This window comes from Janthinobacterium aestuarii, from assembly GCF_051380835.1.
Classification (GTDB): Bacteria; Pseudomonadota; Gammaproteobacteria; order Burkholderiales; family Burkholderiaceae_D; genus Janthinobacterium; species Janthinobacterium aestuarii.
Map to the genome: position 1 here is coordinate 157,659 of NZ_JBNYXU010000010.1, position 17,275 is coordinate 174,933.

At 60.0% G+C, this 17,275-nt stretch carries 20 protein-coding genes; 9 read left to right on the forward strand and 11 right to left on the reverse strand.

The window, feature by feature from the left end:
- Nucleotides 1-11: 11 nt before the first annotated feature.
- A complete protein-coding gene (locus tag ACQ4WO_RS23470; protein WP_436483449.1) occupies nucleotides 12-983 on the reverse strand; it encodes a YVTN family beta-propeller repeat protein in 972 nt (323 codons plus the stop codon).
- Between the two features lie 196 nt (nucleotides 984-1,179).
- Here ACQ4WO_RS23470 and ACQ4WO_RS23475 point away from each other — a divergent pair, with 196 nt between their 5' ends.
- From ACQ4WO_RS23475 to ACQ4WO_RS23485, 3 genes are all read left to right on the forward strand, one after another.
- On the forward strand, nucleotides 1,180-1,536 hold the full coding sequence (locus ACQ4WO_RS23475) for an FKBP-type peptidyl-prolyl cis-trans isomerase (RefSeq protein WP_034760263.1): 357 nt from the start codon (nucleotides 1,180-1,182) through the stop codon (nucleotides 1,534-1,536).
- Between the two features lie 199 nt (nucleotides 1,537-1,735).
- On the forward strand, nucleotides 1,736-1,990 hold the full coding sequence (locus tag ACQ4WO_RS23480; RefSeq protein WP_034760268.1) for an acyl-CoA-binding protein: 255 nt from the start codon (nucleotides 1,736-1,738) through the stop codon (nucleotides 1,988-1,990).
- 46 nt (nucleotides 1,991-2,036) lie between these two features.
- Nucleotides 2,037-2,507 carry a GNAT family N-acetyltransferase gene (locus ACQ4WO_RS23485; protein ID WP_436483450.1) on the forward strand — a complete coding sequence of 157 codons (471 nt, stop codon included), beginning with the start codon at nucleotides 2,037-2,039 and terminating at the stop codon, nucleotides 2,505-2,507.
- Between the two features lie 91 nt (nucleotides 2,508-2,598).
- Here ACQ4WO_RS23485 and proX read toward each other — a convergent pair whose 3' ends face one another.
- The 4 genes from proX to ACQ4WO_RS23505 form a co-directional block, all read right to left on the reverse strand.
- Complete coding sequence (gene proX / locus ACQ4WO_RS23490) at nucleotides 2,599-3,657, reverse strand: glycine betaine/L-proline ABC transporter substrate-binding protein ProX (protein WP_436483451.1); 1,059 nt, start codon at nucleotides 3,655-3,657, stop codon at nucleotides 2,599-2,601.
- 9 nt (nucleotides 3,658-3,666) lie between these two features.
- A complete protein-coding gene (gene proW, locus ACQ4WO_RS23495) occupies nucleotides 3,667-4,770 on the reverse strand; it encodes a glycine betaine/L-proline ABC transporter permease ProW (protein ID WP_070303355.1) in 1,104 nt (367 codons plus the stop codon).
- A complete protein-coding gene (proV, locus tag ACQ4WO_RS23500; protein ID WP_035828675.1) occupies nucleotides 4,767-5,999 on the reverse strand; it encodes a glycine betaine/L-proline ABC transporter ATP-binding protein ProV in 1,233 nt (410 codons plus the stop codon). The genes proW and proV overlap by 4 nt, the downstream gene beginning before the upstream one ends.
- 582 nt (nucleotides 6,000-6,581) lie before the next feature.
- Nucleotides 6,582-6,866: a polyhydroxyalkanoic acid system family protein gene (locus tag ACQ4WO_RS23505; RefSeq protein WP_071325161.1), complete on the reverse strand. Its 285-nt coding sequence runs from the start codon at nucleotides 6,864-6,866 to the stop codon at nucleotides 6,582-6,584.
- Between the two features lie 200 nt (nucleotides 6,867-7,066).
- On the opposite strand from ACQ4WO_RS23505, the gene ACQ4WO_RS23510 reads away from it, so the two are divergent.
- The 4 genes from ACQ4WO_RS23510 (at nucleotide 7,067) to ACQ4WO_RS23525 (ending at nucleotide 10,998) form a co-directional block, all read left to right on the forward strand.
- Nucleotides 7,067-8,464 carry a gluzincin family metallopeptidase gene (locus ACQ4WO_RS23510; RefSeq protein WP_436483452.1) on the forward strand — a complete coding sequence of 466 codons (1,398 nt, stop codon included), beginning with the start codon at nucleotides 7,067-7,069 and terminating at the stop codon, nucleotides 8,462-8,464.
- Between the two features lie 92 nt (nucleotides 8,465-8,556).
- Complete coding sequence (locus tag ACQ4WO_RS23515; RefSeq protein WP_128140464.1) at nucleotides 8,557-8,844, forward strand: protealysin inhibitor emfourin; 288 nt, start codon at nucleotides 8,557-8,559, stop codon at nucleotides 8,842-8,844.
- 333 nt (nucleotides 8,845-9,177) lie between these two features.
- The gene (fdxA, locus tag ACQ4WO_RS23520; RefSeq protein WP_010395176.1) at nucleotides 9,178-9,501 is read left to right on the forward strand and encodes a ferredoxin FdxA; all 324 of its coding nucleotides are present in this window, start codon (nucleotides 9,178-9,180) and stop codon (nucleotides 9,499-9,501) included.
- Nucleotides 9,502-9,777: 276 nt separating this feature from the next.
- Complete coding sequence (locus ACQ4WO_RS23525; protein ID WP_436483453.1) at nucleotides 9,778-10,998, forward strand: polyhydroxyalkanoate depolymerase; 1,221 nt, start codon at nucleotides 9,778-9,780, stop codon at nucleotides 10,996-10,998.
- A gap of 99 nt (nucleotides 10,999-11,097) precedes the next feature.
- On the opposite strand, the gene ACQ4WO_RS23530 is transcribed toward ACQ4WO_RS23525, so the two are convergent.
- The gene (locus tag ACQ4WO_RS23530; RefSeq protein ID WP_436483454.1) at nucleotides 11,098-11,832 is read right to left on the reverse strand and encodes a substrate-binding periplasmic protein; all 735 of its coding nucleotides are present in this window, start codon (nucleotides 11,830-11,832) and stop codon (nucleotides 11,098-11,100) included.
- 368 nt (nucleotides 11,833-12,200) lie between these two features.
- Between ACQ4WO_RS23530 and rsxB the strand changes: the two genes are divergently transcribed.
- Together rsxB and nth are read left to right on the forward strand one after the other, a co-directional pair.
- Nucleotides 12,201-12,932: an electron transport complex subunit RsxB gene (rsxB, locus tag ACQ4WO_RS23535; RefSeq protein WP_436483455.1), complete on the forward strand. Its 732-nt coding sequence runs from the start codon at nucleotides 12,201-12,203 to the stop codon at nucleotides 12,930-12,932.
- Nucleotides 12,929-13,576, forward strand: a complete 648-nt coding sequence (gene nth, locus ACQ4WO_RS23540) for an endonuclease III (protein WP_034754654.1) — start codon at nucleotides 12,929-12,931, stop codon at nucleotides 13,574-13,576. Before rsxB ends, nth begins: the two co-directional genes overlap by 4 nt.
- 150 nt (nucleotides 13,577-13,726) lie before the next feature.
- Here nth and proB read toward each other — a convergent pair whose 3' ends face one another.
- From proB to rplU, 5 genes are all read right to left on the reverse strand, one after another.
- The gene (proB, locus tag ACQ4WO_RS23545) at nucleotides 13,727-14,845 is read right to left on the reverse strand and encodes a glutamate 5-kinase (protein ID WP_086137518.1); all 1,119 of its coding nucleotides are present in this window, start codon (nucleotides 14,843-14,845) and stop codon (nucleotides 13,727-13,729) included.
- Between the two features lie 27 nt (nucleotides 14,846-14,872).
- A complete protein-coding gene (locus ACQ4WO_RS23550; protein WP_128140466.1) occupies nucleotides 14,873-15,283 on the reverse strand; it encodes a hypothetical protein in 411 nt (136 codons plus the stop codon).
- 12 nt (nucleotides 15,284-15,295) lie between these two features.
- The gene (gene obgE / locus ACQ4WO_RS23555) at nucleotides 15,296-16,405 is read right to left on the reverse strand and encodes a GTPase ObgE (RefSeq protein WP_436483456.1); all 1,110 of its coding nucleotides are present in this window, start codon (nucleotides 16,403-16,405) and stop codon (nucleotides 15,296-15,298) included.
- Nucleotides 16,406-16,516: 111 nt separating this feature from the next.
- Nucleotides 16,517-16,789 carry a 50S ribosomal protein L27 gene (rpmA, locus tag ACQ4WO_RS23560; RefSeq protein WP_070219281.1) on the reverse strand — a complete coding sequence of 91 codons (273 nt, stop codon included), beginning with the start codon at nucleotides 16,787-16,789 and terminating at the stop codon, nucleotides 16,517-16,519.
- A gap of 40 nt (nucleotides 16,790-16,829) precedes the next feature.
- Entirely contained in the window at nucleotides 16,830-17,141 is a 312-nt protein-coding gene (gene rplU / locus ACQ4WO_RS23565; protein WP_034754730.1) for a 50S ribosomal protein L21, read from the reverse strand.
- Between the last annotated feature and the right edge of the window lie 134 nt (nucleotides 17,142-17,275).

Below are 17,275 nucleotides of genomic sequence, written 5' to 3' on the forward strand. Positions count from 1 at the left end.
CACACCCGCCATCACATGCGCGGCGAGTGGGTGGCGAAATACACGCCATGGGGCGAGCGGCCTACCGGTATGGTCTTGATGACCTTGCGCGTGGTCAGGTCGATCACGGCCACTTTCTTGATCCAGCGCAGGGTCACCCACATGGTCTTGCCATCGGGCGTGATTTCCATGCAGTCCGGGCCGCCCGGCACATTGATGGTGCCCACGTTTTCCAGCGTCTTCTGGTCGATGATGTTGATCGTGTTCGACACGCGGTTCGAGACGAATGTCATGCGGTTGTCACCGAGCGCGCGGAAATTATGCGTGCCGGCGCCCGCCTTGATGCGCTTGACGGTCTTTTGCGTGCGCCAGTCGATCACTTCCACGTAATCGCTGCCCATGATACCGACCAGCAAATGCTTGCCATCGGGCGTCATCGTGATGCCGGCGGGCGCGGGGCCGACAGGCATGGTCCATTTGACGGTTTGCGTGGCCAGGTCGATGGCACTGACCTGGTTGCTGCCCTGCTGCGTGATGAAGGCCATGGAGCTGTCGGCCGTGAACGCCATGTGGCTGGGCAGTTTCGGCAGCGGGATGCGCTTGGCCAGGGTCAGGTTCTTGCCGTCGTAGCGGTACAGGTCGATGCGATCCAGGCGCAGCGAATTCGAAATGAACCATTTCTGGTCCGGCGAAAAGCCGATCTGATAAGGATCGAGGATGTTGCTGATGCGGCGCTGGATCTGGCCCGAGACAGGATCGAGGAAAATCAGCTCGTTGCCGACGGAACTGGCGACGATCAGCGACTTGCCGTCCGGCGTTTCCATCAGATGGTGCGGTTCCTTGCCGACGGCAAAGGTGGACAGGGGAGCATAGGTTTTCTGGTCCAGCAATTGCACCGTAGCATCACGGGAATTGAGTACCACCACCACTTCGGCTTGCGCCGTCGATATGGGGGAAACCAGGCACAGCGAGGAAAAAACAAGGCGGCGTAGACTGCGGAACATGGAAGAAATCACTGTTAAATACAAAACATGCATTTTACGTGGAACACTGTATTTATTGTGTGAAATCCCCCTTAAATACAACCGGCAGCCACACATCGGCGTAATTTCTGGTTTTCCCTTGCGCCGGGCCTGGAATGGCGCTTTGCAACTCATTGCTCTACAATCTGAAGCTTTCATCGCCTACACAAGGATTATCATGACCACCACCACTACCGCTTCCGGCCTGCAATACATCGATACCGTCGTTGGCGAAGGCGCTGAAGCGCAAGCCGGCAACAATGTTGTCGTGCATTACACGGGCTGGCTGCAAAACGACGACGGCAGCGCCGGTTCGAAATTTGACTCGAGCAAGGACCGCAACGATCCATTCGAATTCCCGCTGGGCGCAGGCCGCGTCATCCAGGGTTGGGACGAAGGCGTGCAAGGCATGAAAGTGGGCGGCAAGCGCCAGCTGATCATTCCTGCGGCACTGGGCTATGGCGCACGCGGCGCCGGCGGCGTGATTCCACCGAACGCCACCCTGATTTTCGACGTCGAACTGCTGGGCGTATAAGAAGCTGAAGGCTGCGTTCCAAGGACCGCGCCAGACGCCGCCACTGTTCACTCAGCGGCGGCGTTTTTGTTTTGAGTGTGTCCTCTAATGCACGGCGCGCTTTTTTCACTATGATGTCAGGCACTGCAGCACGCACGGTGGCCACTCCGCCGGGCCTGCCGCACTTTTCCAGCGATTCCATCAGCACACAGGAGCCATCATGAGTTTACAAGAGCAATTCGAACAAGCGCAGCTCGATTCCAAGACCCTGTCCGAGCGTCCGGACAATATGACCTTGTTGAAAATCTACGCCTTGTTCAAGCAAGCGTCGAGCGGCGACGCCACGGGCGAGCGTCCTGGCATGACCGACTTCGTCAACCGCGCCAAGTTCGACGCCTGGGCGGCCCTGGCCGGCACCTCGAAAGAAGATGCGCAGCAACAATACATCGACCTGATCGAAGACTTGAAGGACTGATCGTCCCTCCCTGCCCCGGCGCCTGCCGGGGCAGTATAATTTCTGCATGTCACCATCACCGAATTCCCTGCTTTCCCTGGCCCATGCCGCCGACCTGCCCCGCCTGTTCGATGTCTGGCACCTGTCCGTACGCGCCACCCACGATTTCCTCGCTGACAGCGATATCGCCTTCCTGATGCCCTTCGTGCGCGATGAGCTGGCCAGGGTGACGGCCGAACGCCTGCTGCACGTGCTGCGCGCCGATGACGGCGTCGCCTATGCCTTCCTGTGCGTCGAGCACGCCAAGATCGAGATGCTGTTCGTACATCCCGACCAGCGCGGCAGCGGCGCCGGCCGCGCGCTCGTGCGGCACGCCATCGCCGCCCTGGGCGCCACAGCCGTCGATGTCAACGAACACAACACGCAAGCGCATGGCTTTTACCGCCACCAGGGCTTTATCGGGGAAAGCCGCTCCGAACGCGACCCGTTCGGCAAGCCTTTCCCCATTTTGCACCTGAAACTGGCCGAAAACGGCTAAAAACTCACCAAAAACCACAAAAACAGGCCGTTAACGCAAAAGTGGCTACCAAAATGGTAGCCACTCTTTCATGTTGAAACGGCGCTAGAACTTACTTTTTCGCCGCCGCCAGCGCTTGCGCGATCCAGCCGTCAAACTTTTGCTGGTGGAACTTGATCCAGCCAGCCGTATGGCGCGCGATATCGGCTTGCGTGTTTTCACCGCGGCGCATGCGTTCGTTCTGCGCATTGATGTCCGCCACGGGTAGTTGCATCACTTCGAACAGCTTGGCTGCGGCCGGGTTTTTCTCGGCCCAGGCTTTGTTCGACACGATGCGCGCCGTGTTGACGGCAAAGCCGTAATCGCTGCCATTGTCCAGACGCGTGTTCACTTTCTCCGGGTTGGCCGAGAACGGCACTTTCAGCCAGATCACGTCCTTGCCCGGCACCAGCACGCCGCTGACCCAGTACGGCGTCCACGTGTAGTACAAAATCGGTTCGCCACGCTTGTAGCGGCCCATGGTGTCGGCGATCAGGGCCGCATAGCTGCCCTGCACGTGCGTTACCGTCTCGCGCAATTTGTACGCATCCATGTGATTCTCGATCAGCGCTTCGCAGCCCCAGCCGGGGTTGCAGCCCGTCAAGTCGGCCTTGCCATCGCCATCGTGGTCGAACAGCTTGGCCAGGTTCCGGTCGCGCAACTGGTCGATATTCGTGATGTTGTACTTCTCGGCCGTCGCTTTGTCGATCAGATAACCTTGCGCGGCAGGACCGGCATACTGCCCCGTGCGCAACAGCTTGGCGTCGCCGCCCGCGTTGTTATAGAAATCCTTGTGCATCGGATCCCAATGCACGGCCATGAAGGTGGCGTCGCCGTTGGCGATCGCGATATGCGCGGTCGGATACTCCACTTCCTTGATCGCCTGCACTTCGTAGCCGAGCTTTTCCAGCGCCTTGTCGACCAGCATGGTCTGGAAGGTTTCTTCCGCGATCGAGCTTTGCAGCGCCTGCACCTTGATGCCCTTGCCGGGCAGCGCATCGGCGGGCGCGGCCAGCGTCTGCGCCATGGCCAGGCTCGTGGTCAGGGCCATGGCGGCGATCGCCAGGGCGGAAAACAACTGGAACTTGCGTTGCGATTTTTGCGTCTCTTTGAAATGTGCGATTTGATGCATGTGTATCCTTTATTGTGCGTTGGCCAGCGTAGCTTGCTGTGCAACATTATTTTTCTCCGTGTTGCCGCGCACCAGGCGCAGCACGAAACCGGCGGGACCCGTCTGGTACCAATGGCGCACGCCGCGGCGTGGCTGGCCCATCGCTTGCGTCAAGCGGTCCAGGGTGATGGCCAGCAGCACGATACCGAGGCCACCGACGGTTGCCAGACCCATGTCCAGACGGCCGATACCGCGCAATACCATCTGGCCCAGGCCACCGACGGCGATCATCGAGGCGATCACGACCATCGACAGCGACAGCATCAGCGACTGGTTGATACCGGCCATGATCGATGGCATGGCCAGCGGAAACTGCACGCGGGTCAGCAACTGCCACGGCGAAGCGCCATAGGCGCGGGCCGCTTCAATCAGGTCGGGACGCACCTGGCGGATACCGAGATTGGTCAAACGTACGAGCGGCGGCAGGGCAAAGATGATCGTCACGATCACGCCTGGCGCATTACCGATACCAAACAGCATTACTACCGGCACCAGATAAACGAAAGCAGGCGTCGTCTGCATGGCGTCGAGCAAGGGACGCAAGATATTCTGTGCGCGGTCGCTGCTGGCAAGGAAAATACCGAGCGGCAAACCGATGGCCAGACAGAAGGCCAGCGACGTCAACACCAGCGACAAGGTCGTCATGGCTTCCGGCCAGATGCCCAGCATCGACACGACCAGCAGCGCCAGCACGGTGCCGATGGCCAAGGTGCGGCTGGTAAATTGCCACGCCAGCAAGCCGATGATGGCGATGACCGTCAGCGACGGGGCCGCCAGGAGCACGCCTTCCACGCCGGACAGCACGCTGTCGATCGGCGCGCGCACGGCCTGGAAAAACGGACGGAAATGGGCGACGACCCAGCCCAGGCCCTGATTGATCCAACTTTCCAGCGGCAGCGAGCCATCGAAAATCTGCGTCAGGTGAAAACCGGAGGCCGCGTGTTCCGGCTGCACGGCCGGCCCGGCCGCGTCCAGCCAGGACGTGTCGCCCGGCGGCGTCAGCGCCCAGGGATTGATTTGCGCGGCCGGCTGTTCAACAACAGCTTCTACTGTGGAAACGGTGCTTGGATTCATGCTTGTCCTTTCTGTTGTTGTTCGGCAATGGCTGGCGTATCGCGGTCGAGGAACTTCAGCAAGGTTGTCTTGCTGATGGCGCCGCGGAAGCTGCCGTCATCGGCCACCACTGGGACGGCGTAAGGCAGCTGCGCCACCTGGCCGAACAGGCCGGCGACTGGCTCGTCTGCATTGATGGTTTGCACGTCGGGCAGATACGCATGCGCCAGGCCCAGCGGTCCCACATGGCCATCGAGCGCACTGCGCAGCGAATCGGCCGACACGACGCCGAGGAACTTGCGCTGCGGATTGACGACATACGCAAACGCGCGATCCTGCTCTTCCAGCATCGACAGCGCGGCGCGCGAGCCGCGGCTCGGCGACTCGGACACGACGATCTGGCTCTTGCGGGCAATATCGCTGGCCTTGAACACGGCCGCCGCATCGACGCCGCGCACGAAGTTGCGCACGTAATCGTTGGCCGGTTTGCGCAGGATTTCTTCCGGCGTGCCCACTTGCACCACGTGGCCGTCTTTCATGATGGCAACGCGGTCGCCGATGCGCATGGCTTCATCGAGGTCATGCGAAATGAAGACGATGGTGCGGCGCTTGATCTGTTGCAGGCGCAGCAGTTCCGATTGCATTTCCGTGCGGATGATCGGATCGAGCGCGGAAAACGCTTCATCCATCAGCAAAATCGATGGATCGCAAGCCAGCGCACGGGCCAGGCCCACGCGCTGCTGCATGCCGCCCGACAATTCGTCAGGATAGCTGGCGCCGTAACCGTCCAGGCCCACTTGTTCCAGCGCTTGCTGGGCCAGCGCATGGCGCTCGGCCTTGGGCATGCCGGCCAGCTCCATGCCGAAGGCAGTGTTGTCGAGCACGGTAATTTGCGGCAGCAGCGCGAACGACTGGAACACCATGCTGATGTCCTTGCGGCGCAGGGCGCGCAACTGGGCATCCGGCAAGGTATTGATGTCGTTGCCGTCGATCAGGATGCGGCCGGCCGTCGGCTCGATCAGGCGGTTCAGCATGCGCACCAAGGTCGACTTGCCCGAACCGGACAGGCCCATGATGACGAAGATCTCGCCCGCTTCAATGGTAAAGGTGGCGTCGAAAACGCCGATGGTGCAATCGGTCTTGGCCAGGATGTCCTGCTTGCTGGCGCCTTGATGAACGAGTTCAAGTGCTTCTTCTGGCTTGTCGCCGAACACTTTGAACACATGGTCGATAATGATTTGTTTTGCCACGATGTGGTTCTCCCTCGATTTGACGAATGGAATGAAACCCAGCAAGCCTGCTAGCTTGCGGCGGGAATCAACAAACCCTGTTGCGTCGGCTACGCCACGGCGCACAAGCGCACGGGAGCGACAGGAAACAGGGGGTGACACGCGTGTGACCAGCGGATGGCCAAAGCCGGTGCCGGGGTGCCGTGTGCGTGCTAAAAGAGGCTGTGGTTCAGGACTTTTAACAACGCTAGCGCCATGCAAATACATGGCACCAAATGTATTTGACCGAAAAAAATCGACCAAGCTACTTTTAACTGGATGCGGGTGTAAAACCCGAAGAATTATTCACCACTCAGCGAGTGGGGAGTACTGCGAAGCAGAAGGCGAAACGCGGTGTAGCTGTTGTAAATATGACTCAAGTATAACGCAAAAAGCCGCCAAAGTCCAATGGCTTTCCAAATAGAAATGTGCTAGCAATGTTCGCTAGCGTACAGTCAGACGTAAAAAAGGCGAAAAGCGACGTGTTTTCGTCGTCTTTTCGCCTTCCGCCGCGGCGCCATTTTTACCACCAAACTTGGCGCCAGACAAGCGGGGCAAACGCCCTCAAGCTGGCTCGGTAAACACCTTGCGCATCTTCTCGGCAATCTTGCCTTCAATCGTGGAAGCAAAGGCGCTGAGCATGAAGCCCAGCTTGATTTGCAGTTGCGCCTGCTCTTTTTCCAGGGTCAGCGAACCATCGACGCCGCTGCGCTCGAAGCGCAGCACATCGCCATCCCAGGCGCACGCCAAATCATATTCCTGGGCCAGCTTGTCGGCCACTTGCTGCGCCGCTTCACGCGCCTTTACCGCTGTCAGCTTATGTTGCTGAACTATATTTATATCCGCCATCAAACGATCCTTTTATTATAAAAACGGGTGCCATACGGCCAGCATCATACCAGCCGCCATGCGGCGGGCGCGGCCGAAGCAGGCGCCGGACGGCTAAAAAAGCCCGTCCTTCCCGCGCATCGCTTGCGCCGTATCAAACCAGATGCGCCGAAGCGGGACGACCATTCCAGTTCCAGTTGCGCGTGTCTTGGAGAGCTACCATGGACCAGAAAGTCATCGTGCCGGTCGAAGCCGTACTGACCAAATGCATGTCCCTGCCCGTCGGCTATGTCCCCACCCCCTCGGCGCCGTACCGCCGGCACCGCAAGAATGCGCAACTGACCCTGCAGCCGGGGCCGCCCCGCCTGACCGAGGCCACGGTGCGCAACGCGGCCGCCGTGCCCGTCGGTTCGCGCGTGCTGATCTGGAAGCAGGATCCGTCCGTCAGCGAACTGGGCACGCGCAAGAGCTTTTTGCCCGGCCTGATCCTGCAAGGCCCGCGTGACGCGCGCATCACGTTTGGCGAACCGGGCATCGCGCAGGTCAGCCCGAATGCCTTCGGCGACTTCATCGTCTCGCCCAACACGGACCAGTTCGACGCCGTGCACACGTTTGCCATCGTGCGCATGACCTTGACCATGTACCAGCGCGCGCTGGCCAGCAACGACACGGCGCCGCCCCTGCCCTGGCAATGGAACAGCGCCAGCAACACGGCACCGCTGCGCGTGTTCCCGCACGGCTTGCCCAATGTCATGAATGCCTATTACAGCCGCAGCGACAAGGCGCTCAAATTCGGCGACTTCATTCCCAGCGGCGCCACCGAGCGCGTCTACACCTGCCGCTCGCTCGACATCGTCTCGCATGAAACGGGACATGCCGTGCTCGATGGCCTGAAGCCCAACTGGCTGCTCAGCAACAACCCGCCGCAGACGGGCGGCTTGCACGAATCGTTCGGCGACCTGACGGCCATCTTCCTGGCCCTGTCGCAGCTGGACCAGGTGGAAGCCGTGATCGCGCAAACGAAATCCGACCTGCACGATAAAACGTTTCTGGCCGATCTGGCCGAGCAGTTCGGCCTGGCCTTGGGCCGGCCCAACGGCTTGCGCAATGCGGACAACGACATCAAATTGTCGGAAGCAGGCACGGAAGTGCACGCCATCTCGCAAGTGTTTACGGGTGCCATCTACGACATCCTGGCCGACATCTTTGCCCACGAACGCCAGCCCCAGCTGGAGGACGACGCGGCCGTCCTGCACCGCTGCGGCGACTACCTGCGCAGCCTGGTCCTGCGCGCCCTCGTGGCATCGCCCGACCAGGCGGCCACCTATGCCGACGTGGCCGGCCACATGCTGACGATCGCCGAGGCCGATGGCAATGGCGCCTACCTGGACTTCATCCGCAACAGCTTTACCGTGCGTGAAGTGCTCAAGGCCAATGCCATGACGGAGGATGGGCAGACGACATTTGCTCCCGATATCGTCGACGACGACAACGCCGTGCAAGACAGGCGCGCCTGCTGCGGTACCATGAACCATGCGGAATACAGCGAGTCGGATCAATTGCTCGAAGCGGAGCGCGAAGCGCTGGCCGCCTGGTGCCGCAGTTACGGCCCCAAATAGACAGCACTGCAGCGCACCAGCGCGTCCTATCCAGGCCTGCCGGAACTGCGGCAGGCCGTGGCGCGCCCCCCCCCCCAACAGCAAGGAGCAGCATGAAAATTTCAGCCCGCAGCAGCGGCGGCTTTGCCGGCCTGAGCGAACAGTATGAGATCGATACGCAAGCCCATCCGGCTGGCCCCGGGCTGGAAGCGGCATTGGCCAGCAGCGGCTTTTTCACGCACGCGCAGGCGGCGGGCGAACAGGTGGGCGCTGATATTCCCCGCTGGCAGATCACGGTCGATGCGCCCACCGCGCGCCGCACCATCACGTTTGCCGAAGATGGCAGTGCTGAAAATGCACGTTGGCAGCAATTACTGACGCAAATACGCGCCAGCGCCTGATGGCTCCAGCACTTATCTGTGCCGATCTTGATTTGGGTAAAACAAAAACACCACACGGCAAGCCAGCATGCCGCCCGCCCGGCCCCCTGCCGCATCGGGCGACTGTCGCTTTCTTGCCGCGTTCTTCATCGCAACGTCCCGGATAGTCGCTGAATTTCCCGCTCTGCGCGGCAACGGCACTGCCAAAAAATGAATTTGCTTATATGTATTGTATATAAGCGGGATTTGTGAGAAATAGCGAATTGCCTTAAAATACAATGCTTTGCTTTAGTATGCGCCGCCGAAGTTCCCGCAGGCGCGACAGCACCTCCCCCAAAAATTGATAGGACTGTTATGACCCACGTTGTCACCGAATCCTGCATCGCCTGTCGCTATACCGACTGCGTCGATGTCTGCCCGGTAGATTGTTTCCGGGAAGGCCCGAACTTCCTGGCAATCGATCCGGACGAATGTATTGACTGCGCCGTTTGCGTGGCAGAGTGCCCGGTGAACGCGATTTTCGCGGAAGAAGACGTGCCGGGCGACCAGCAAGCCTTCATCAAGATCAACGTCGATCTGGCGCGTAACTGGCCATCGATCACCAAGACGAAAGCTGCCTTGCCGGAAGCCGAGCAATACAAGGACGTCAAGGACAAGCTCGACATGCTGGTGCGCTAAGCGCACGGCAGCTGCGGCGGCGGTTCTTGCGGGGGAGACTCTTCCCCCAAGGGGCCTGGCGGCAAAAAAACAGACAAAAAGCAGCGGAAACGCTGCTTTTTTTGCTTTTAAAGCATGGTTGCAGGTCTATCCATGCAAGTGTGGCGCGCTGTCACAACTCTGCGCAAACTGCGGATCTATGCGCGGTAAAGCACATTTTGTCCTCAACAAATATCGTAAAATTGGATTATGATATTTGAGCCGATATTGGCGCTTGGAATCAAACAAGGACTCTATATGCTTTACCAACTGCACGAACTGCAACGCTCTTTCCTCACTCCGGTGATGCAATGGGCAGACATGTCCTCCAAGTTATTTACCAACCCGGTTTCTCCACTGGCCCATACCCCGTTTTCGCAACGCATCGCAGCCGGCTACGAGCTGATGTACCGCCTTGGCAAAGACTACGAAAAACCGCAATTCGACATCCAATCCGTTCTCGTCAAAGGCGAGAGCGTCGACATCCGCGAACACGTTGTCGTGACAAAACCGTTTTGCCGTTTGATTCACTTCAAAAAAGAAACCACTGGCTTGCAACAGCCCAAAGTTTTGCTGGTTGCCCCCCTGTCCGGTCACCACTCGACCCTGCTGCGCGATACCGTGCGCGGCTTGCTGGCCGAGCACGATGTCTACATCACCGACTGGACGGACGCGCGCATGGTACCGCTGACGGAAGGTCCGTTCCACCTGGACGACTACATTTATTATGTGCAGGAATTCATCCGTCTGCTGGCGCCTGACTTGCACGTGATTTCCGTCTGTCAACCGACCGTGCCCGTGCTGGCTGCCATCTCGCTGATGGCGACGGCAAAAGATCCGCACATGCCGAAAACCATGACGATGATGGGCGGCCCGATCGATCCGCGCCGCTCGCCTACGCAAGTGAACAACCTGGCGACGGAAAAGAAATTCTCGTGGTTTGAAAACACCGTGATCTACGCGGTGCCGCCGAACTATCCGGGCTTTGGCCGCAAGGTCTATCCGGGCTTCCTGCAGCATGCCGGCTTCATCGCCATGAACCCGGGCCGCCACGCGCAAAGCCACCGCGAGTTCTATATGCACCTGGTGACGGGCGACGACGAGCCGGCGGAAGGCCACCGCCAGTTCTACAACGAGTACAACGCCGTGCTGGACATGCCGGCCGAGTACTACCTGGAAACGATTAAAACGGTATTCCAGGAATTCAGCCTGCCGATGGGAACGTGGAAAGTGGGCGGCCAGCTGGTGCGTCCGCAAGACATCACGAACGTGGCACTGTTCACGGTAGAAGGCGAACTGGACGACATTTCCGGCACCGGCCAGACGCAGGCGGCGCATGACCTGTGTTCCGGTATTCCTGCCGAGATGCAGCAAGACTTCGTGGCGCCGAAATGCGGCCACTACGGCATCTTCTCGGGCCGCCGCTGGCGCGAAATCATTTGCCCGAAAATCGGCGAATTCATTCAGAAACACGGCTGATACACGGCATCTCCATCAAAACGCCATGCCAGTTCATCACACTGGTGTGGCGTTTTCTTTTATGCACGTGCAACAGCGGCGCCACACGTCAGTGGGAGGTCAAGGGGAAGATGGGGCCGTGGCCAGGCTCTGGTCGAGCCGCTTCCAGTAATCGCGTTCGAGGCGGGCCGTGTCGACATCGCGCGCCGCCTCGTTGAAGCGCTTTTGCCACAGCGCGCCCTGGGCATCGCGCTGGAAGCACACGTGCACGGGGCGCTCCTTGAAGACGGACTCGATGATGCCGATGCGTTCCCGTTCAGCCTTGCTGAAATTGCGCCCCATCAGCAAATGCTGCAGGACATGGCGCTCGATGACGATCACGCGGTAGCGCTTGATCAACAGTTTTTTCAGATTCGTCGCGTCGTTCAAGCCCTCTTCCGTCTTCAGCTCGCCGCGCGCCACCATGCCATCGAACTGTTCTCCATTCGAATAGCCGGCCACGGTGCCGATGCGCAGCTTGCCCAGATCGGCCAGGCTGGCACCGGGCGCGCCATCCTCCTTCAAATAGGCCAGCACACCCTGCGTGTTACCAACCGGAACAGAAAAGTGGCAGAGCTTTTCCCGTTCCGGCGTGCGCCAGACGGCCAGCAGCCCGGCGTAGCGGGGACTGGCCAGGCCAAACTGCATGGCGCGCTTCCAGGGGAAATATTCATACTTGACCGCATAGCCGAGGCGCTCGAAGATGGCGCTGACCATGGCGCCCGACATGCCGTCGGCAGGCAGGCTGCGGGAAATGAAGGGCGGCCAGTCTTCCGCCGCGAAGCGGACGATGCGCGAGCTGGCAGTACCCTGCACCGCTATGGAGGTAGCCGCCTGCCCGTGTGCAAGGGCAAGCGAAGCGTGCATGAACAAACAGAAGGGCAAACCAACTGTCCGGAGGAAACGCATGTTTGGCTCCTATGGCCTGGTGCGCATTGCAATGCTGGTGCGGCAACAGGACTGGCGGTCGGCTTTTTTTATTACTGACTTGATAAATCATGCTCCCACAAAAGAAAGAAATTGCAAAGTTGTTTATTTGCACTTTGACATTCCCATGGGAAATAAAATACGATTGCGGCGCGGCAGCAACAGGCCACCTTGGCACACCTTATTCCCTGTCACGAAACAGGTTTTTACTTGTGCGCGCGCCAGATGGCCGATAATGGCGTTTTACCGTATCGAAGATGACCGTGCCGCATCCTGCCTCTCCCTCACTTGCCGACCAGATCGAAGACTTGTTGCCGCAAACGCAATGCACCAAATGCGGCTACAACGGCTGCCGCCCGTATGCGGAAGCGATTGCCGCCGGCAGCGCCGACATCAACCAGTGCCCGCCGGGCGGCGTGCAAGGCATCGCGCGCCTGGCCGGCTTGCTGGGCAAAAAAGTTATTCCGCTCAATCCCGTCAACGGCCTCGAACGTCCGCGATCTGTCGCCTATATCGACGAATCGCTGTGTATCGGCTGTACCCTGTGCATCCAGGCCTGTCCCGTGGACGCCATCGTCGGCGCCGCCAAGCAGATGCATACGGTGGTCACGGATCTGTGTACGGGCTGCGACCTGTGCGTGGCGCCTTGCCCCGTCGACTGCATCGTCATGTACCCGGTCAGCGGCGACGCCACGGGCTGGGATGCCTGGAGCCAGGCAGAGGCAGACGACGCGCGCGCGCGCCATGATTTCCGCACACAGCGCCTGCGCCGCGAAGCCGAGGCCAACGACGCGCGCCTGGCCGCCAAGGCCGTCGCCAAGATGCAGGAAGTGACACAGGAAATGCCCGTCACGCCAGATGAACAGGCAGAAAAGGAGCGCAAGCGCGCCATCATCGCCGCCGCCATGGAGCGCGCGCGCGCCAAGGCCGCTGCCGCCAGCCCGGATACCGCACCGTCAGCCCCCAACACGCCGAAAAAAGACGCATGAACGCCGCCAAACGCCTGGAAATCTTTACGCGCTTCCGCGCCGCCAATCCTTCCCCGAAAACGGAACTCGAATACACGACGCCGTTCGAGCTGCTGATCGCCGTGCTGCTGTCGGCGCAGGCGACCGACGTGTCCGTCAACAAGGCGACCCGTTTGCTGTATCCGGTCGCCAATACGCCGGCCAAGATACTGGCCCTGGGCGTCGACGAGCTGACCAGCTACATCCGCACCATCGGCCTGTTCCGCACCAAGGCCAAGAACGTCATCGCCACCTGCCAGATCCTGCTCGAGCAGCACGGCGGCGAAGTGCCTCGCGACCGCGCCTCGCTGGAAGCCTTGCCCGGCGTGGGCCGCAAGACGGCCAATGTGGTCATGAACACGGCGTTTGGCGAACCGACGATGGCCGTCGACACGCATATCTTCCGCGTCTCGAACCGCACCGGCATCGCGCCGGGCAAGAATGTCGATATCGTCGAGCAAAAATTATTGAAGTTTGTACCGAAAGAATTCCTGCACGACGCCCACCACTGGCTGATCCTGCACGGCCGCTACACATGCACGGCGCGCAAGCCGCAATGCTGGAACTGCATGATCGCCGACCTGTGCGACTACAAGGACAAGTCGCCGATGCCGGCCGTGGTGTAGTCAAAAAAAACGGCCGGAATGGGCCGCTGTCGTTGCGTCGCAGGTCGGGTTAGCCCGCAGGGCGTAACCCGACAACACCGCGGTCCGTGCCAACAATGTTGTCGGATTACGGCCCTTTGGGCCTAATCCGCCCTTTTGGACTAATCCGACCTACAGCAACACCATATTGTCGCGGTGAATCAGCTCATGGCCTTCCATATAGCCGAGGATGGACTCGATCTCGGTAGACGGCTTGCGCATGATGCGGCGCGCTTCGCCGCTCGTGTAGTTCGACAGGCCGCGCGCCACGGGCACGCCGTCCGCGTCGACGCAGGTGATCACGGCACCGCGGCCGAATTCGCCATTCACGCCCGTCACGCCGATCGGCAACAGCGACTTGCCTTCCTGGCGCAGCTTTTGCACGGCGCCCGCGTCCAGCACGACGGCGCCGGCCGTATGCAGATGATCGGCCATCCACTGCTTGCGCGCCGTCAATTGTCCCGTTTGCGCCAGCAACTGCGTGCCGATCGCTTCGCCCTGTGCCAGGCGGCTGAGCACGTCGCTGTCGCGGCCCCAGGCGATGATCGTATGGGCGCCGGACTTGGCGGCGCGCTTGGCGGCGAGGATTTTCGTCAGCATGCCGCCACGCCCCAGGCTGCTGCCGGCGCCGCCGGCCATCGCTTCGAGGGCTGGATCGCCGGCGATGCCTTGCGTGATCAGATAAGCGTTCGGGTCCTTGCGCGGGTCGGCCGAGAACAGGCCGTGCTGGTCCGTCAGGATGACCAGCGCATCGGCTTCGATCAGGTTGGCCACCAGGGCGCCCAGGGTATCGTTGTCGCCGAACTTGATTTCATCGGTGACGACCGTGTCGTTTTCATTGATGATCGGCACCACGCCCAGGCGCAGCAAGGTCGTCAGGGTGGAGCGGGCATTGAGGTAGCGTTCGCGGTCGGCCAGGTCGGCGTGCGTGAGCAGCACTTGCGCCGTACCGAGGCTGTGGGCGCGGAAGCTGCTTTCATAGATTTGCGCCAGGCCCATCTGGCCGACGGCGGCGCACGCCTGCAATTCGTGGATATCGGTGGGACGCTGCTCGAAACCGAGGCGCAGCATGCCTTCGGCGATGGCGCCGGAGCTGACGAGCACGACTTCCTTGCCCAGGGCGCGCAAGCCGGAAATCTGCGCGGCCCAGCGCGCGATGGCGGCATGGTCGAGTCCGCGGCCATCGTTGGTGACCAGCGAGGAGCCGACTTTGATGATGATGCGGGTAGCTTTTTGAATCACGGAATCCATGGGGCGGCGCTCTTCACTTAATAGACGTCAGCGCGCAGGACGCAGCAGCAGCAAGGCCAGCCCCGCCGTCAGCTCCATTGCGCACATGAACAACACAAAACCCTGGGGCAAGCCGAAGCTGATGGCCGCGAACAGACGGCCGGCGGGCTGCGCCAGGAGCAACATTGCTGTGATATCGCCGAGGACAGGCGGTTCGCCCTGCCGTGCCGCGAACAGCGCCAGGAGCGCGGTAGCGCCCCAGACACCGACATGCGTAGCGTAGAACTGGCTGTAGCCATTGACGCCATTGAGGAAGATGCCCATGCCGGCCGCCATTGCATCGGCGAACAGCAGGCAGGCGACCGCGCTCAGCCCGTAAGCATACGCGATCAGATGCAATACACGGCGCTGCCACGCTTGCTTGCGTGCGGGCGCGGCAGCGGCCATCTGTACCGACATCAGGGTAAAGCCTTAGTCGAGGATCTTGAAACGCGGATCATCCGGGTCGATCGACGAGATACCGCGTGCTTCTTCGGTCATCTGCGTTTCTTCGGCACGGCTTTCGCTGTGTTTCTTCTCTTCCAGATGCTGATAAATCGCATTCACCAGTTCCGGGCAACCCTGATGGTTCAGCGCGGAGATCTCGAAGACGGGACCTTTCCACGCGAAACGCTTGAGGAAGTCCTTGACGATCTTCTTGCGCTCTTCTTCCGGCACCATGTCGAGCTTGTTCAACACCAGCCAGCGCGGCTTGTCGACCAGCGACTCGTCGTACTTCTGCAATTCCTTGACCAGCGCCTTGGCTTCCTTGACAGGATCGACGTTGGTTTCAAACGGCGCCAGGTCGACGATGTGCAACAGCAGACCCGTACGCTGCAAGTGGCGCAGGAATTGATGGCCCAGGCCCGCGCCTTCGGAAGCGCCTTCGATCAAGCCGGGAATGTCGGCGATCACAAAGCTCTTCTCGTGCGACACGCGCACCACGCCCAAATTCGGGTGCAGGGTGGTAAATGGGTAATCGGCAATTTTCGGACGCGCGTTCGAGACGGCCGAAATGAAGGTCGACTTGCCGGCGTTCGGCATGCCCAGCAGGCCAACGTCAGCCAGGACTTTCAGTTCCAGGCGCAGTTCGCGGCGTTCGCCTTCCTTACCCTCGCCTTTTTGGCGCGGTGCGCGGTTGGTCGAGGACTTGAAGTGGATATTGCCCCAGCCGCCTTCGCCGCCCTTGGCCAGCATTTCGGTCTGGCCGTGCTCGGTCAGATCGGCCAGGATTTCACCGCTCGCGTTGTCGATGATCAAGGTGCCGACCGGCATGCGCAGGTGGATGTCATCGGCGCCCTTGCCATAGCAATCTGCGCCACGGCCAGGCTCGCCATTGCGAGCCTTGTGCATTTTGGAGAAGCGGAAATCGACGAGCGTGTTGATATTGCGGTCGGCGACTGCCCAAATGGTGCCGCCCTTGCCGCCATCGCCGCCATCGGGACCGCCGAAAGGCCGGAATTTTTCACGGCAGAAAGAGGCGCAGCCGTTGCCGCCATCGCCCGCGATGACTTCGATTTTTGCTTCGTCGATAAACTTCATAATTTTGCCGCCATAAAACTAAAAAGGCTCTACCTTGGGCAGAGCCTTTCGATTGAAGGCTTGCGCCTTACATCATGCGATCATTGCGGAGCGAACTGGCTCCGCGATGAATTACGCTGGTACTGCTTCGTTTGGTACAACGGTCACGAATTGCTTCGAGCCAGCACCTTTGACAACGAACTTCACTTTGCCCGCGATCAGCGCGAACAACGTGTGGTCCTTGCCCATGCCTACGCCTTCGCCGGCGCGCACTGGGGTGCCGCGTTGACGAATGATGATGCCGCCAGCATTGATAGCTTGGCCGCCGTAGACTTTAACGCCCAGACGCTTTGATTCTGAATCACGGCCGTTTCGCGTTGTGCCGCCGCCTTTTTTATGTGCCATTTAAGACTCCTTGATAGCTGATTAATTCAAACAGCGGCGATTAGCCGTTGATCGAAACGATTTGGATTTCGGTAAAATTCTGGCGATGGCCTTGATGCTTTTGGTAGTGCTTACGACGACGCATCTTGAAAATTTTGACCTTATCATGGCGACCATGCGCCACAACCGTAACCAGTACCGTTGCACCTTCGACCAATGGAGCACCAAACTTGATGCTGTCGCCCGCGCCTACTGCGAGAACTTGATCGATGGTGATTTCGGAACCAATGTCTGCCGGTATCTGTTCTACTTTAAGTTTTTCGCCAGCGACAACTTTGTATTGTTTGCCACCGGTTTTTATGACCGCGTACATGATTTGAAACCTCATCAAATGTTGAAAGAATTTGTCCCATTGCCGTGCAAAGCAAGCCGTACACAACAGGGGGAACCAGCGATTATACACGGACTGAGAAATGGCGTCAAAAACTATTCACAAAGGCCGATGAT